Here is a 17,290-nt window from a genome sequence, read left to right on the forward strand (position 1 = left end):
ATAACTGAAAATTATAAGCGAAAACGCTCCGATCTAATCGGAGCGTTTTTTATTTTTATAAAGTGAAAAGTTTTTTAGAAGAAGTATTACTGGATATAAAGGATACAGAAAAAGATATAAGCGAAGTGTCTTTTATTGTACCAAGTAAGCGAGCGGGATTGTTCTTGAAAAAAGAACTTTTAGCATTGTATAAAGACAAAACAGTATTTGCGCCTGAGATTATTAGTATAGAAGAATTTATAGAGGAATTATCAGGATTGAGACAAATCGACAATACAGAAACACTCTTCGAATTCTATGATGCATATTTGCATACACATACTACGTTAGAAAAAGAAAACCTGGATACTTTTTGTGGTTGGGCACAAACATTAATCTATGATTTTAATGAGATTGATAGATACTGTGTAGATTATGTTAGCTTTTTTTCTTACCTGTCGGGAATACAGGATATTAATCATTGGTATTTACAAGAAGAAAAAACACAGTTAATAAAAAACTACATCAGTTTTTGGGAGTGTTTATTAGACTATTATATAGCATTTAGAGATGCGTTAATTCGCAAAGGAGTAGGGTATCAGGGATTATTGTATAGAAGAGCTTCTGAAAATATTCAAACCTATAAAAGCACAACAGAAAGGAACCATGTTTTTGTAGGGTTTAATGCATTAAATAATGCAGAGCAAACAATTATTCAAGAACTTTTAGAAAGTGAGAAAGCACGAGTATTCTGGGATGCAGACTGTTTCTTTATGGAAAATAAATATCATGAAGCATCTTTGTTCTTACGTGGATATCAGAAAAATTGGAGTTTTTATAAAGAAGCACCTTTTGAATGGATTACAGATAAATTTTCGAAGGAAAAAAACATAAAAATAATTGGTGCTCCCAAAAATGTAGGGCAGGCAAAATACGTAGGAGAACTACTGACGACAATTCCAGTAGAGGAGATGGAGAATACCGCGGTTGTTTTAGCGGATGAAAGTTTGCTGTTACCGGTTCTTAATGCATTGCCGGAAACAATTAACTCTTTGAATATTACAATGGGGATGCCTCTAAAAGAAACTCCTATTGCTTCTTTTTTCGAATTGTTGTTTGCAATTCATAAAGTATCAAACCCACAAGGAGTTTATTATAAATCCTTATTAGAACTCCTGAATAATCCCGCTTCCTATTGGTTATTGGGAGATACAGCTAGCAAGGTTATAGAAGTGGTTTCTAAAGAGAATATGGTATTTGTTGCCTATGATCAAATAGAGGATAAAATAGAGCAAGAAAAAAAAACAGCTTTAAAACTATTGTATTCCGGTTGGAAAGATACTCGATCGGCTTTGTTGATTTGTCAACAATTAATAAAACAGTTAAAACAAAATTTAGACAGAGAGCGAAATGCATTAGAGCTCGAATACATTTATCATTTCTATACAATCTTTAATAAGTTAACTATTCTGAATGATTCATATACATATCTAAATACCATACAGTCTCTTCATCAGTTTTATAAAGATATACTGACGACAGATACGCTGGATTTTAGAGGAGAACCTTTTAGAGGATTGCAGTTAATGGGGATGTTAGAGTCCAGATGCCTGGATTTTGAAACAGTGATTATTACATCTGTAAATGAAGGGGTGCTACCGGCAGGTAAAAGTACTAATTCATTTATACCTTATGATTTAAAAAAAGCATTTGATTTACCTACCTATAAAGAAAAGGATGCTATTTATACGTATCATTTTTATCGGTTAATACAAAGAGCTAAAAATATTTATCTGTTATATAATACAGAAAATGATGGTGTTGGCGGAGGAGAAAAAAGTAGGTTTTTAAGACAGCTTGATAAAGACAGAAGACCAGCACATCATATAAAAAAGCAACTGATTTCTTCAGAAGTTCCAAAGATACAAACAGCATTACTAACGGTAGAAAAAACAGAAGCAGTGATAGGCAGATTACAAAAACTTGCCTCGTATGGATTATCTCCATCTGCTCTGACATCCTACATTCGAAATCCAATAGATTTTTATTACAAATATGTTTTGGGAATTAAAGAAAAGGAAGAAGTAGAAGAGACAATTGCAGCTAATACCCTAGGAACAGTTATTCATAATACATTAGAGAATTTTTACAAACCCTTTGAAGGAAAATTTCTTACAGTTACTGATGTCAAAAAAATGATGGATATAATCGATCAGGAAGTTACTTCTGAGTTTAAAAAAGTATATTCCAGTCTGGATATAAAAAGAGGAAAGAACTTTTTAATCTATCAGGTAGCTAAGCGGTATGTATATAATTTCCTGCAATCAGAGAAGAAAATGCTGGAACAAGGAAGAAAGCTTAAAATTTGTCATATCGAGAGTAACTTAAAAGCAAAAGTCGAAATAGATGAACTGGATTTTCCTGTGTTTATCAAGGGAAAGGTGGATCGAATTGATGAGTTGGATGGGGTGTTACGTATTATTGATTACAAGACAGGTAAAGTTGTCAAGAATGACGTTGTTTTATTAGATTGGGAGGTCTTGACGGAAGACTTTAAGAATAGTAAAATAATTCAGGTACTAGCTTATGCGTATATGTATTTTAAAGAAATGGGGAGTGTAGAAACAATGCAGGGAGGAATTATTTCTTTTAAAAACCTGAAAGAAGGCTTTTTGTCATTTGGAAAAAAAGAAACACCAAGAGGAAAAGCAAATATAGAGATCACAGAGGATACGTTTCTCGCATATTTGACTCAATTAAAAAAATTAATCGTAGAAATTTTTGATATGAAACGACCTTTTATAGAAAAAGAAGTATGATACACCAGAATAAAAATATAGTACTGCCTGGAAAACATGGAAGACCCATTGTGGCAGATGTCTGTTTTCCTACATCCGAAATTCAAAAACCAGTAGTAATATTTTGCCATGGCTACAAAGGATTTAAGGATTGGGGGGCATGGAATTTAGTAGGAGAAGCTTTTGCTAATCGAGGTTTTTTCTTTATAAAATTTAATTTCTCATTCAATGGAGGTACTATTGATCAGCCTGTCGATTTTCCTGATTTGAAGGCTTTTGGGAATAATAATTATACCAAGGAAATGGATGATTTAGATCAGGTGCTAAATTGGGTTGTTTCTAAGGAGTTTGAATATAAGGAACATGTAATGACGGATAATATTACGGTTATAGGTCATTCGAGAGGAGGAGGAATTGCAGCGTTGACAGCAGCTGTAGACAGAAGAGTTTCAAGGTTGGTTACCTGGGCTGGGGTTTCGGATTATGAAAAACGGTTTCCAATAGGAGCTCAGCTTTCTGACTGGGAGAAAGAAGGAGTTATGTATATAGAAAATGGTCGAACCAGGCAAAAAATGCCACATTTTTATCAGTTTTATATAAATTTTGTAGAAAACAAAGAGCGGTTAGACATCGCAAAAGCAGTAAAAAAACTCGAAGTGCCTTATTTGATCATCCACGGGGACTCGGATACGACTGTTGTAGTTCAGGAAGCAGCGTTCTTACATTCATTAAATTCGAAAAGTAATTTATACATATTAGAAGGTGCTAATCATGTTTTTGGAGCACAGCACCCCTGGACGGATCGGGAGTTGCCAAAAGACATGAAAACAGTAATACAAAAAACTATTGATTTTTGCAATTAACCGAGGAGTAATTATTCTAAATAGTTAAAAAACTAATATTTTTTTTGTTTATTTGCCACCATGAATGTACATAAACATATCATAACCCCCCTATTGTTATTGCTGTTCGGAGCGATGCAACTTGGGGAATTACACGTCTTGGATCATGCGAGTGATGATTCGGATTGTATGGTATGTGAATATGTTTCCGGGCAAAATCATAATGATTTTTTTGTTTTAGCAGAAGAAGTATCTGTACCAGAAACAATGGATATTCCTGCAGAGTCAGCAGTATATATATCGTTAAATACTACTGTTAAAACAATTACATTCAGTAAACTACACAATAAAGCGCCGCCTGTAGCGTAATCATTTAGAGCATTTATTTTTCTTGGTGTTTTTTATAAAACACACTGATACTTATTATTTTATAATGAAAAGATACACTTGGATACTTGTGTTTCTTTTAGGGATTGGGCAATTAATAGCTCAGGATTGTAATAAATCAATTACCGGATATGTAATTGACTTTCACGATGGGGAAGCCTTAAAAGGAGCAATAATACGATTTAATGATCGCTCAATTCAAACGGATGAAACGGGGCAGTATACGATAGAAGGACTATGCGAAGTTTCTTATGCTTTTACTGTATCTCATGAAAAATGTGAAACAAAGGTGGTGACACTGGATGTTTCGGAAATAGCTTCACATACTTTTTATTTGGAACACCACCTTAATGAATTAGATGAAGTAGAAATAACAGGAGAAAAAAAGAAAACAAATTCGTCACAGGAGGAAACGCTTGGTTCTTCAGTTCTCGAAGAAAATAGTAGTGGAGCTTTAGGAGACGCCTTGCGAAAGATTACAGGGGTTTCTTCTTTAAATACAGGATCTACAATTGTTAAGCCCGTAATACAAGGACTTAATGGAAGTAGAGTATTGCTGATGAATAACGGCGTGCGAATGCAGGATATGGAATGGGGAGATGAACATGCTCCCAATGTGGATGTTAATACAGCAGGTAAAATAACAGTGGTAAAAGGAGCTTCTGCACTTCAATATGGAGGAGATGCAATAGGAGGTGTCATTATCGTAGAACCGGAAAAAGTAGCTTCAAAAGATACATTATATGGAAAAACAATTGTTACCGGTGCAACTAATGGAAGAGGAGGTTCGTTATCTACTAAGATGATAAAAGGTTATGAAAGTGGATTTTTTATTAAGGCGCAGGGAACTCTAAAAAGATTTGGAGATGTCGAAGCTCCAGACTATATACTATCAAATACAGGCGTTTTTGAAAAAGGAGGCTCTCTGTCGATAGGAATGAATAAATTTTCTTATGGATGGGATGCTTTTTATTCATTTTATAATAATGAAATTGGGGTGCTGGCCAGTTCACATATTGGAAATGTAGACGATCTTATTGATGCGATTAATAGCAGAGAACCATCTATAATAAGAGATTTTACCTATGATATAAAAAACCCAAAACAAGATGTAACACATCATTTGGGGAGGTTGCGATTTTTTAAACGGTACGAAGAATTAGGAAAGTGGACCATGCAATATGATTTTCAAAAAAATCATCGTATGGAATTTGATATTCGACGCTCTGACGATCTTGATGAAATACCGAGTATTGATCTGGAATTGACAACTCATACAATTACTTCTGATTTTAAATACGATGCAAAATATGATTACTCATGGAATGCAGGGGTATTATTGAGGTATCAGGAAAACTTTGCAGACCCTTCTACACAGGTAAGAAGGTTAATCCCGGACTATGAAAAATACGATGCAGGAATATTTTTTACAGGAGAATACGATATTAGTAGTGAAGCGATCATTGATGCCGGGGTTCGATATGATTTTAATAGGATAGATGCCAAGAAGTTTTATTTAAAAAGCAGATGGGAAGAACGTGGATATGATCGTGATTTCTCAGATATTGTTTTAGAAGACTTTGGAACACAGATTCTAACAAATCCGGTTTTTGATTATCATAGTATTTCTGCAACAGTTGGGGTGCAATACACCTATAAAGATGCATATGAGTTACGATTTAATTATGCGTTAGGGCAACGAGCTCCTAACCCATCAGAGTTGTTTAGTGATGGATTACATCACTCGGCAGCAAGAATAGAACTGGGAGATTTGAGAATGGATCAGGAAATGGCACATAAATTTTCTTTGTCGATAGAAAGAGATTATAAAAATTGGGGATGGGAAATTGCTCCTTATGCGAACTATATTAATAATTATATACTACTGGAGCCAGAAGGAGTAGAGCTTACGATTAGGGGAGCTTTCCCGGTATGGGGGTATAGACAGGCAGACGCCAGGCTATTAGGGGTAGATGCTAAGATGTATGCCAATTGGCATCAGAACTGGCAGACAACACATAATTTTTCTTTAGTAAAAGGAAAAGAAACAAAAAATGATGTTCCTCTGATTAATATGCCGGTACCAAATATTAATAATGCAATTATTTACCAAAATAAAAAGTGGAAAGGGTTTAAAGCTTCTTTAGAAAGTCAATATTTTTTCGAACAGAATGAATATCCGGCAAATATAGAGGTCTATTCTTTGAGGCAAAATGAAAATGTCGAATTAGAAATTAACACCCCTCCTCCTGCATATCACCTATTACAGGCCGATATGGAAATGGAATTTCCTTTAGGAGAACACAATTTATTAAAAATGGGACTTACAGTTAATAATGTCCTTAATACGAATTATAGAAATTACATGAATCGGCAACGGTACTTTTCGGACGATTTAGGACGAAATTTCCTGTTGCGCCTTATTATCAATTATTAAATATTTATCAAAATGAACACACGTAAATTTTTATCAGCAATGGCAATTGGATCAATTTTACTAACATCTTGCTCTAATGATGATGACAGTCCAGCGCCAATTAATGAAGAAGAAGTAATTACTACCATGACAATAACATTGCAAAATGGTCCAGAGACTGTTACGCTGCAAGTAAAAGATGAAGATGGAGGAGACGGACCTAAGGAGCCGGTAATAACAGTATCTGGAGATCTTAAAGCAAATACAGAATATGCTGGTACAGTAGTTCTGCTAAATGAGACAGAAACTCCTGCAGGAAATATTAATGAAGAAATCGAAGAAGAAGCAGATGCACATCAATTCTTTTACGAAGTTGAGGACAAGTTAGGAATAACGGTAACTTATAATGATAAAGAATCAGATTATATTACTAACGGAGGAGAAGATCCTGTAGGATTAAAATTTGTAGTTAAGACAACTGCAGCCGCAGAAGGAACATTTACGGCTACATTAAAACATGAGCCAAAAAAGCCTAACAATGGGACAGTTACAGACGCAGGTGGAGAAACTGATATAGCGCAAGCTTTTAGTATCAAAGTAGTAGAATAATACAAAAAAGATAGTTTTTTATTACTGACTATTGTCATAAGAATTTAAAAAGTCGTGCTATATATTTGTGTGAAATTAAAAAAACACGAATATTGGCACGATTTTTGTATATTAGTGTTTTCGAATATAGGTTATACAATGCATTAAGGGAGGGGCGTTATATATATGAGTTATAACCGTACTATAAGAACAAAAAGGCAATATTTAGTCTTTTTTAAGAGCTTTAAAGGATTGTTCTTTAGTATTTTATATTTTTTTTGTTTATTTAATGTTATAGTGGTGTTAAATGTTAAAATTTCTATAGGAGATAGATAGATAATAGAATAATAGCTCTTATATTTGGGGCATATTTAGAAAAAAGGAAAAACAAAGATATAGCAAAGTTGAAACGTTCATAATTATATATAAGTTGAGTTTGTGTTAAATATAATTAAGTTTCAATTCAGACCCTCAGGAGTAGTTAACCTGAGGGTTGTTTTTTTATATACCTACAAAATAGGAATCTCCGTTTCGATAATTAAAATTATATGTTCTTCTTTTTTGACCTCTTTTTATCTTATAAGTATTTAAAGTCTTTTTTATTCAATCTATAATTGAAAGGTGTGAATTGGAAAATTCTATAGTTGCAGCAAAAAAGGTTATTATTGAGCTTTTCTAAAGTACTTAAATAGTAATTTCGTTCAAAACAAAATTACTTTTATGAAATTCTATTTTAAAACGAAAAGCGCCTAAAATGTTTAGGAATGTTGATCTTGAAAAAGAAATGTATTCACCTATTATAGATGATATTTCATGTTTTTTGAAAGAAGAGTTAAGTATTGATGAATTTCCAGAGAATCTACTATTTAAAACCATCTCGAATATTAGCAAAGAGTGGATAGCTTTAGGAGATTTTACATTTTATAATGGTTTGTTTTTGGATGAGTTTTATACTAGGTGATTTATGAAAAAAAGTATTTTCCTTGTAGCTTCCTTTTTTTGTTTTTTTCAGATTTATAGTCAGTCGTTTATAGGGAAATGGGTGCTCATTGTAGATGATGATACATACGCAATACCGGTGTGTTCAATGATTCATCTTACAGAAAGAAATTGAAAACGTATAGTTTTGATAGCTTATATAGTGAACATACAATAAGAGTGGATACGGTTAATCGGATGATTAAACAAGGAATAGGAAAAAAGGAAATACGTTATAATTACCTTGTGAAGGATAGTTTAACACTGGAGTTTTATTACACAGTTTTTGATGAAGAAAAATCAGAAAATAAAATGGTAACGTGGAGGTATAAAAAACTAATACCAACACAAATTAATTATTCTGTGGCGAAATTCAGAAAAAAGCGATTTCATCATTTTTATTCTTCCTCATTTACTAGACCATCTAATGAAATAAAGTTAAGTGGGTTAGTGTGTTCGAGTGAAGTTGAAAAAATTAGAGGAAAAGAAAGCTGTCAACGCTACAGGTTAGAAAAAATAGACAAAACTTATTTTGTTGTTTATTATTGGAAAGAAAATAACAAACAATGGATGTTTCCAGTTGCAGAAATAAACGAAGATCATATGTTAATTTATGGGGTTCCAGAAAAAAATGAATTTGTTAGATTAAATGAAATAAAATAAAGGACAAACAGGTAGTTAATTTTTTCCTTGTTATAAAAGGATGCTATATAGCTAGTAAAATGCCAAATAAACAACCCTCTTCTATATCCTAAATAGAAGAGGGTTTTTAAGTGGAGCATATCGGAGTCGAACCGATGACCTCTACGCTGCCAGCGTAGCGCTCTAGCCAGCTGAGCTAATGCCCCAGAATAAGCATCAAAAATACTATTTTTTTAATTTAGAAAAAAGAAAGAGCCCGAATAGAATTCGTCCCAATGTATTTTTTACTTCTTCCATAATATAAAGAAAGTCTATCAAAACTGTTTGTAAGGAAAGAAAATAAAGTTGTTATTTTGTGCTGCTATATACAATACAAAGAAAAAACATTAATACCCTTACATATTTAAGTGTTTGCTCGTGAATACAGAAATTAGTTTCCGGAAAATAAATCAATTAGCAATTCCTGCTATTATAGCTGGTATTGCAGAACCTTTATTATCAATAACAGATACGGCAATTGTAGGGAATATTCCGGTTCATGGAAAAGAGTCTTTGGCTGCAGTTGGTATTGTGGGATCTTTTTTATCAGCTTTGATTTGGGTTTTAGGGCAAACAAGAAGTGCCATATCTGCAATTATTTCTCAGTATTTGGGAGCTGGAAAAATTAAAGAAGTAGAAACCCTTCCTGCTCAGGCGATCTTTTTTAATGTGAGTTTGAGCTTGATCGTATTGCTATCTACTGTGTTTTTTGTAGAAGAGATTTTCGAGCTATATAATGCTACTGGTTTAGTGTTGGAATACAGTGTAACGTATTATAATATTCGGGTGTGGGGGTTTCCTTTAACCCTTTTTACATTTGCTATTTTTGGAATCTTCAGAGGACTTCAAAATACCTTTTGGCCTATGGTAATTGCTATTACTGGAGCAGTCACTAATATTGTGCTGGATTTTATTCTTGTATATGGAATAGATGGTATTCTTGAGCCAATGTTATTAAGAGGAGCAGCATGGGCAAGTCTTATATCTCAGATTCTGATGGCTGTTATGGCATTCTTTTTTCTGTTGTTTAAAACAGATGTGAGTCTGCGATTGCGTTTCCCATTAAACAAAGAATTGAAACGACTGATTTCTATGAGTTTGAATCTTTTTGTGAGATCCATAGCATTAAATACAGCAATTTATTTTGCAAATGCCAGAGCTACTAGCTACGGAGATGAATATATAGCCGCGTTTACAATTTCTATGAATATCTGGTTGTTTACAGCATTTTTTATTGATGGGTATGGAGCTGCAGGGAATATTTTGAGTGGAAAACTTTTAGGAGCAAAACAATATGCTTCTTTAGTAGCCTTAAGTAAGAAAGTTACGCTATACGGGGTAGGAGTAAGTATTTTTCTCGCGATTTTAGGAGGGCTTTTCTATAGTAAAATAGGGGAATTATTTATTAGTGAAGAAGATGTTTTGTTGATTTTCAACAGTATCTTTTTTATTGTATTAATTACACAACCAATTGGAGGGATCGCTTTTGTTTTTGATGGTATGTTCAAAGGGCTTGGTGAAATGAAATATCTGAGAAATGTATTATTTGGAGCTACTTTTTTTGCTTTTTTGCCAACATTATATATATGTGATCGTTTAGATTTTAAGCTTTATGGTGTTTGGATCGCATTTATTGTTTGGGTGTTATTCAGAGCAATAGCCTTAGTTATTAAATTCCGGAAGAAGTTTCTTCCTCTTGCATAAAAAGAGTACTTTTAACAAAACCTAATAGATTATGGCAACCAACAGAAAAGACGGTAGTTTATATACAAAAATAGAAGGAAAGATCGCGCATATAGAATTTGGACACCCAAGCAGTAATTCTTTTCCTTCAGTTTTATTAGATCGATTAGAGCGTGCGATAAACGAACTGTCAGTAAACGAAGAAGTCTCTGTAATTGTGCTGAAATCCGAAGGAGAAAAAGCATTTTGTGCCGGGGCGTCATTTGATGAGTTATTAGCCATAAAAAATATAGAAGAAGGAACTGTTTTTTTCTCAGGCTTCGCTAAGGTGTTAAATGCTATGCGAAAATGCTCTAAGCTCATTATAGGAAGAGTACAAGGAAAAGTTGTAGGAGGAGGAGTAGGACTTGTGGCTGCATGTGATTATTCATTGGCAACAGAAGCAGCATCTATTAAACTGAGTGAACTGGCGATTGGTATTGGTCCTTTTGTAATTGAACCGGCAGTTTCCAGAAAAATTGGAACAACAGCATTTGGAGAATTAGCGTTGGACCCTACTCAGTGGAAAAATGCGTACTGGGCAAAAGAACAAGGGTTGTATGCAAGAGTTTTTGAAAATATAAGCGAATTAGATAAGGAGTTAGAATTGTTTACAGAAAAAATGGCAAATTATAACCCGGCGAGTATAAAAGAAATAAAAAAAATCCTTTGGAAAGGAACAGAGGAATGGGATGATTTATTAGTAGAAAGAGCAGCAATTTCAGGAGAATTGGTATTGTCAGCATTCACTAAAAATGCATTGCAAAAATTTAAAAAGAATTGATGGAAATATTGAATTTTTTAGGAGGTAACGGACTGTTTTTAATCTTAGGAATTGCACTAGTTGTGATTTACATAGTAAATCGTAAAAAGAGAAGATAATCTTCATTAACTTTGCAAAAAAGTAGTTAGGAATAATATATGAGTAAGATTCGAATTACCAAACAATTTTCTTTTGAGACAGGTCATGCACTGTATGGGTATGACGGAAAATGTAAAAATGTACATGGACACAGTTATAAATTAAGTGTTACTGTGATTGGGAGCCCAATTACAGATAAAACACATACAAAACTGGGAATGGTAATTGACTTTGGAGATTTAAAGAAAATAGTAAAGGAAGAAATTGAAGATGTTTTTGATCATGCGACTGTTTTTAATAAAAATACGCCGCATTTAGAATTAGCAAATGAACTAAAAACTCGTGGTCATAATGTAATTTTAGTAGATTATCAACCTACCAGTGAAAATATGGTAATTGATTTTGCAAAAAAAATAAAGACCAGATTGCCAAAAGGAATTTCATTACATTCATTGAAACTTAAGGAAACAGAAACCTCTTATGCAGAGTGGTTTGCCAGTGATAATGTATAGATTCTCTATATAGTTGCTAAAGAAATGTTATAGTGATAGGTATAAAGATGACTTTTTAATGTTAAAAAAGTGTGGTTTTTGTACTGTTTTCGGGCTTTTATGTTATTTTTTTATAAAAAAAAGATAAAATAAAACTAATTAAAATGATTCTAAACAACTGATAAGTAGTGGATTATGTGTTGTAACCCATTACTATGACGTTTGATAATATGAATACCCCCTAAAAAAATGATAATGATTTCTTATCCTCTCATATAAAAATAGTGTTAGTACGGTTTTGTATCTTTTCTTTTACAGCTTAGATTTGTTTTGTAGCGACTTATGTATAACACAAATCACTAACCATGGAAAATTACGATGAGAAATTAACATTGCTAAATGAAGAATTGTATTCTTATGAAGAAACAGTAGTTAAGCTTTTTTCTGCACAAGGAATAAAAGTAAACAAGAACTACGACTCATTTTCTTTTAAAGAAGAATAACCAAAAAAGTACAGACCACTTGTAGTACTTACATTTTATTACACACGACGAGAAGCATCTCTTTTTTCTAATTAAGCAAAATATTCATGTCGAACAAATACATACTTGTATTTGGATTTTTGTTTAGTTCAAAAAGAGATGTTTTGTTTTTTTCTGAAAACACTTTTATGAAGAAGGGAATATACTGCCAATAGTGAGATTAACCTTAGAATTATTTATATCTTTACCCCAATAAATAGGTACTATGAATCTTCCTGAAGGGAAAAAAGTTTATTTCGCTAGTGATAACCACTTAGGGGCTCCGACCAATAAGAAAAGTTTTCCAAGAGAACAGAAATTTGTCAGATGGTTAGACCAGGTAAAGGAAGATGCTGCAGCTATTTTTTTACTGGGAGACTTATTCGATTTTTGGTTTGAATATAAAACGGTAGTACCTAAGGGATTCACAAGAACTTTAGGGAAATTAGCCGAAATAACAGACGCAGGAATTCCTGTATACTTCTTTGTAGGAAATCACGACCTTTGGATGGACGATTATTTCGAACAAGAATTAAATATTCCAGTATATCATTCCCCTAAGGAATTCACGTTTAACAATAGTACATTTTTAGTAGGACATGGAGATGGTTTAGGCCCAGGAGATCTCGGGTATAAAAGAATGAAAAAAGTTTTTACAAACTCGTTTTCCAAATGGCTTTTTAGGTGGCTTCATCCGGATATTGGAGTTCGTTTGGGACAATATTTATCTGTAAAAAATAAATTGATATCAGGAGATGAAGATGTCGTATTTTTGGGAGAAGAAAACGAGTGGTTAGTACAGTATTGCAAACGAAAGCTAGAAACAAAACACAGGGATCATTTTGTATTTGGTCACCGGCATTTGCCTATGGAAATAGCACTGAACGAAACTTCAAAATATACAAATCTAGGGGATTGGATCCATTATTATACCTATGGAGTTTTTGATGGGAAAGAAATGATCTTAAAGACCTTCGAAAAAGAATAACCCCCTCTTACCATATCTCTATATAAAAGGGGGAGTGAGTTGTGTTAAAAAAATTATATGGGATATTATATGCTTCTGTAATATTTATCTCTTTTTATAAATTTTCTGGTCTCTTCAGGAGAGACTTCTCTTCCCTGTGCAGGAAATAGTTTTATCGTTATTTCATCATCGTATCTTTTGTGGTTTTTTAATACTCTGGTTCTTTTTTTATAGTATTTCATTTTGTGTATATTAAATAAGTGATTAATACTCTTTTTAGGAAGTAAGTTTATTTAGGAGTATACACGTATTCTAATGTTCCCTAATGCATTATTAGATAAACATTATATAAAATAGTAACTTGTTATGGGGTATAAGTTCTTTTAATTAAGTGAAAAAGAAGTACATATAAGTAGCGCTGTTTTTTTGGCAAAGGAAGCGCTGACGAATATAGATAAGAAACTTTCACTATATGTGTAATTGAGTTTTGTTTTCTTTTTATGAAATTCAAAACGTAAAATATTACAAATAATAGAAAGAATGGTTTTAAGAGTTACTTTCATTATTACGTGATTTTAATTTAGAGAGTCGTATAAATAATTTTAATTTTTTTCTGTTTTTTCAGAATTGGAAAGTAAAATTCTTAATAAATAGTCAGAAAAATCTTTAACTAGTTAAAGAAATATATAAAAGTATTGTATTAATTAATATTACGGGAATACAACAGTGCAAGAGATTGTCGAGGGAATACACTTTTGAATTGTTTTAAAAAAGAAATGAGGAGTTTAAGTAGCTGCTCTGGATAAAAGAAGATCCTCAGGGATTGTAATGTATATTTTTTCTCCAGGAGGAAGAAAGGTATGGTGCTCTATAAATAAAATAGAAGTGCCATTTAATACAGATTCTATAAGGAAGTGATTGCCTTTGAAATAAGATTTTCTCACCAGAACACTAATAGAGGATTTAGAAACTATTGTTATTTCGTGGGGGTATACTAATGCAGATGAATGATCAGCTGAAGTGATAAGGTCAGAAATTACAATGTTGTTAATCTCTCCAAAAAGTGATGCTATGTATAGATTTTTTGGATGTCGGTATAGTTCAATTGTGTTTTTATGAGCGATGACCTCTCCTTTTTGTATTACAATAGTCTCATCTGTAAAAGAAAGAATATCTGTTTTATCATGGGTGGCTGTAATACTGGTAATTTTATTTCTTTTCAGATAATTAAATAGGTTTCTGCGCAGAGAGCTTCTTCTGAAATTGTCGATATTCCCAAAAGGCTCATCCAGTAATAATAATTCAGGTTTTTTAGCTAAGGCTCTAGCCAATGCGACACGTTGTTTTTGTCCTCCGCTTAAGTTTTCTACTTTTGTTGCTGCAAATTCCTCTAATTCTACAATTTCTAATAATTCTTTAACACGTCCTTTTTTTAATTCAGGTTCAAAATTTGAGAGGTATTGTCCGATGTTTTCTGATACTGTTCGATATGCAGTTAGTTCAAATCCCTGTGAGAGATATTTCATATATTCCTCTCCCGGAACCAGATGATAGTTAGGGCCTAAAATTTCATTATCGTCCCAGTATAACCTTCCCTCAGCAACCTGAAGAAGGCCATAAATAATTTTGAGTAGAGTACTCTTCCCACATCCACTTGCCCCAACCAAAGCAATATGTTGTCCTTTGTTGATGGTAAAACTAACATTCTTGATAACAGGAGCCGTTTGATACGCGAAAGAAATATTCTGGACTTTTAGCATATTCAAAGATATTGAACTTGTCTTTTTTTTTGAAAAATAAGGGTAAAAAAAATCCGCTTTTTTAATAAGCGGATTTTTTATGATAAAGTTAAGGTGTTTACCCTTTTACTTCTTTAGTAACTTTTTCTGGAAGTACATTATACCCCATGTTGTATAGTGTAAAACCAAAGATATCGGCATATTGCTCGATAGTTTTAGAAACCGGAGTTCCTGCTCCGTGCCCTGCATTGGTTTCGATTCTGATCAAGGTTGGGTTGCTTCCTGTTTGCTTGTCTTGTAGTTCTGCAGCAAACTTAAAAGAGTGTGCAGGAACAACTCTGTCATCATGATCCCCTGTCGTAACCAGTGTAGCAGGATATTCTACTCCTTCTTTTACATTATGCACTGGAGAATATTTTTTTAAGTATTCAAACATCTCCTTGTTGTCCTCAGCAGTACCATAATCATATGCCCATCCTGCTCCGGCAGTGAATGTGTGATAACGCAACATATCTAGAACTCCTACGGCAGGAAGTGCTACTTTCATTAGATCTGGGCGCTGTGTCATAGTCGCCCCTACTAATAATCCTCCATTAGAACCTCCTCGGATTGCTAAGTAATCACTTGAGGTGTATTTATTGTTAATCAGGTATTCAGCAGCAGCAATGAAATCATCAAATACATTTTGTTTTTGCTTCTTAGTCCCTGCATCATGCCATTTTTTTCCGTACTCTCCTCCTCCTCTGAGGTTTGGTACAGCGTATATACCTCCTTGCTCCATCCATACTGCATTAGCAATACTAAAAGAAGGAGTCAGACTGACGTTAAATCCACCATACCCATATAATATTGTCGGGTTTTTACCATTTAGCTCTAGTCCTTTTTTATGGGTGATAATCATCGGAACCTTTGTCCCGTCTTTAGAAGTATAAAAAACCTGCTTACTTTCGTAGTTATCAGAAGCGAAATCTATCTTAGGTTTTTTATAAAGTTCAGAAGTCCCATCTTCAATAGTGTATTTATAGATGCTTCCTGGGGTTACATAGTTAGTAAAAGAATAGTACAATTCTTTTTCTTCTTTTTTAGCTCCAAAACCACCGGCACTTCCTATTCCAGGAAGTTTGATCTCCCGAACTAACTTTCCGTTGTAGTCGTATTGTTGTACTTTGGAGACAGCATCAACCATATATTCAGCAAAGAAGTATCCTCCACCAGTACTTGAGGATAATACATTTTCTGTTTCAGGAATAAAATCTTTCCAGGTATCAGGAGTAGGCTTGCTGGCATCAGTAGTGACGATTTTTTTGTTAGGAGCGTCAAGGTTAGTAACGATAAATAATTTTGATTTATCATTTTCAATAACAAAACTGTCACTGTCAGTATGATCTAAGATCGTAATTAGCTTGCTGTCTTTTTTAGATAGATCTTTTAAGAATAGTTTGTTTCCAGAAGTAGAAACTTTAGCGTAAATAATTAGATAGCGATCATCATCTGTTACATTTCCACCTACATATCGGTGTTTTTCTTCTGGAGTTCCTCCGTAAATTAACTCGTCATCTTTTTGAGCAGTCCCCAATTTATGGTAGTAAAGTTTATGCTGATCGGTCTTGGCAGAAAGCTCACTTCCTTTAGGTTTGTCATAACTGGAATAGTAAAATCCTTCATTTCCTTTCCATGAAAGCCCTGAAAACTTAATATCGATAAGAGTGTCTTCTATTATTTCTTTGGTTTCTACATTTTTGATAATTACTTTTCTCCAGTCACTTCCTCCTTCAGAGATAGAATAAGCTAATATTTTTCCATTTTTAGAAAAACTAAGCCCCCCGAGAGAAGTAGTTCCATCTTCACTAAATTTATTAGGATCTAAGAAGACTTCCGGTTCATCCCCTTCTTTTTTGAAACGGTATAAAACACTTTGATTTTGTAAGCCGTCATTTTTATAGAAATACGTGTATTCTCCTTCTTTGAAAGGTGCACTTACTTTTTCATAATTCCATAAAGAAGACAAACGATCTTTTAATTCGTTTTTAAAAGGGATACTGTCTAAATAAGAGAAGGTTACCTTGTTTTGTGACTTTACCCAGTCTTCTGTTTCTTTGCTTCGATCATCTTCTAGCCATCTGTAGGGGTCTTTTACCGCTACACCGAAGTATGTGTCTACTGTATCTGCTTTTTTAGTTTCGGGATAGTTCAATGTACGTTGAATTTTAGCAGTTTCTTGTTTTGTTTCATTTTTGCATCCTATCATGAGAGTAACGATAGATAATGCGAAAACAGCTTTTTTCATAAGAAAATTTGTTTTTCGTTTGACACAAATCT

15 protein-coding genes and 1 tRNA gene are annotated in these 17,290 nt (G+C 33.4%); 12 read left to right on the plus strand and 4 right to left on the minus strand.

The annotated features are described in order from the left end of the window. The first annotated feature begins 62 nt into the window (after nt 1-62). The 7 genes from ACFSTE_RS00375 to ACFSTE_RS00405 all read left to right on the plus strand — a co-directional run bounded on the left by ACFSTE_RS00375 (nt 63) and on the right by ACFSTE_RS00405 (nt 8,651). Nucleotides 63-2,798: a PD-(D/E)XK nuclease family protein gene (locus ACFSTE_RS00375; RefSeq protein ID WP_378257862.1), complete on the plus strand. Its 2,736-nt coding sequence runs from the start codon at nt 63-65 to the stop codon at nt 2,796-2,798. Next, a complete protein-coding gene (locus ACFSTE_RS00380; protein WP_378257864.1) occupies nt 2,795-3,640 on the plus strand; it encodes an alpha/beta hydrolase family protein in 846 nt (281 codons plus the stop codon). The genes ACFSTE_RS00375 and ACFSTE_RS00380 overlap by 4 nt, the downstream gene beginning before the upstream one ends. 60 nt (nt 3,641-3,700) lie before the next feature. Continuing rightward, nucleotides 3,701-3,988, plus strand: a complete 288-nt coding sequence (locus tag ACFSTE_RS00385; RefSeq protein ID WP_378257866.1) for a hypothetical protein — start codon at nt 3,701-3,703, stop codon at nt 3,986-3,988. A gap of 64 nt (nt 3,989-4,052) precedes the next feature. Continuing rightward, the gene (locus ACFSTE_RS00390) at nt 4,053-6,443 is read left to right on the plus strand and encodes a TonB-dependent receptor (protein WP_378257868.1); all 2,391 of its coding nucleotides are present in this window, start codon (nt 4,053-4,055) and stop codon (nt 6,441-6,443) included. Between the two features lie 12 nt (nt 6,444-6,455). After that, entirely contained in the window at nt 6,456-7,031 is a 576-nt protein-coding gene (locus ACFSTE_RS00395) for a type 1 periplasmic binding fold superfamily protein (RefSeq protein WP_378257870.1), read from the plus strand. 733 nt (nt 7,032-7,764) lie between these two features. After that, nucleotides 7,765-7,971, plus strand: coding sequence for a hypothetical protein (locus ACFSTE_RS00400; RefSeq protein WP_378257871.1), 207 nt, complete (start codon nt 7,765-7,767; stop codon nt 7,969-7,971). Between the two features lie 215 nt (nt 7,972-8,186). Continuing rightward, nucleotides 8,187-8,651 carry a hypothetical protein gene (locus tag ACFSTE_RS00405; protein ID WP_378297914.1) on the plus strand — a complete coding sequence of 155 codons (465 nt, stop codon included), beginning with the start codon at nt 8,187-8,189 and terminating at the stop codon, nt 8,649-8,651. A gap of 111 nt (nt 8,652-8,762) precedes the next feature. Here the strand turns inward: ACFSTE_RS00405 and ACFSTE_RS00410 are convergent. Further along, nucleotides 8,763-8,836 (minus strand) — tRNA-Ala (locus tag ACFSTE_RS00410). Between the two features lie 211 nt (nt 8,837-9,047). Here ACFSTE_RS00410 and ACFSTE_RS00415 point away from each other — a divergent pair. From ACFSTE_RS00415 to ACFSTE_RS00435, 5 genes are all read left to right on the plus strand, one after another. After that, nucleotides 9,048-10,373, plus strand: a complete 1,326-nt coding sequence (locus ACFSTE_RS00415; RefSeq protein ID WP_176028105.1) for an MATE family efflux transporter — start codon at nt 9,048-9,050, stop codon at nt 10,371-10,373. Between the two features lie 31 nt (nt 10,374-10,404). Further along, nucleotides 10,405-11,175: an enoyl-CoA hydratase/isomerase family protein gene (locus ACFSTE_RS00420; protein ID WP_378257877.1), complete on the plus strand. Its 771-nt coding sequence runs from the start codon at nt 10,405-10,407 to the stop codon at nt 11,173-11,175. Between the two features lie 137 nt (nt 11,176-11,312). Continuing rightward, nucleotides 11,313-11,765 carry a 6-pyruvoyl trahydropterin synthase family protein gene (locus tag ACFSTE_RS00425; protein WP_176028103.1) on the plus strand — a complete coding sequence of 151 codons (453 nt, stop codon included), beginning with the start codon at nt 11,313-11,315 and terminating at the stop codon, nt 11,763-11,765. A 344-nt stretch (nt 11,766-12,109) separates the two neighbouring features. Next, nucleotides 12,110-12,247, plus strand: a complete 138-nt coding sequence (locus ACFSTE_RS00430) for a hypothetical protein (protein ID WP_176028102.1) — start codon at nt 12,110-12,112, stop codon at nt 12,245-12,247. A gap of 244 nt (nt 12,248-12,491) precedes the next feature. Next, entirely contained in the window at nt 12,492-13,253 is a 762-nt protein-coding gene (locus tag ACFSTE_RS00435; protein WP_176028101.1) for a UDP-2,3-diacylglucosamine diphosphatase, read from the plus strand. A gap of 65 nt (nt 13,254-13,318) precedes the next feature. On the opposite strand, the gene ACFSTE_RS00440 is transcribed toward ACFSTE_RS00435, so the two are convergent. From ACFSTE_RS00440 to ACFSTE_RS00450, 3 genes are all read right to left on the minus strand, one after another. Next, nucleotides 13,319-13,474 (minus strand): hypothetical protein, encoded by a 156-nt coding sequence (locus ACFSTE_RS00440; protein WP_378257880.1) that lies wholly within the window; start codon nt 13,472-13,474, stop codon nt 13,319-13,321. Between the two features lie 543 nt (nt 13,475-14,017). Further along, nucleotides 14,018-14,992 (minus strand): ABC transporter ATP-binding protein, encoded by a 975-nt coding sequence (locus ACFSTE_RS00445; RefSeq protein WP_378257884.1) that lies wholly within the window; start codon nt 14,990-14,992, stop codon nt 14,018-14,020. A 97-nt stretch (nt 14,993-15,089) separates the two neighbouring features. Next, on the minus strand, nt 15,090-17,258 hold the full coding sequence (locus ACFSTE_RS00450) for a prolyl oligopeptidase family serine peptidase (protein ID WP_378257885.1): 2,169 nt from the start codon (nt 17,256-17,258) through the stop codon (nt 15,090-15,092). Between the last annotated feature and the right edge of the window lie 32 nt (nt 17,259-17,290).

It is taken from the genome of Aquimarina hainanensis (genome assembly GCF_042684685.1).
In the GTDB taxonomy this organism is placed as follows: Bacteria; Bacteroidota; Bacteroidia; order Flavobacteriales; family Flavobacteriaceae; genus Aquimarina; species Aquimarina hainanensis.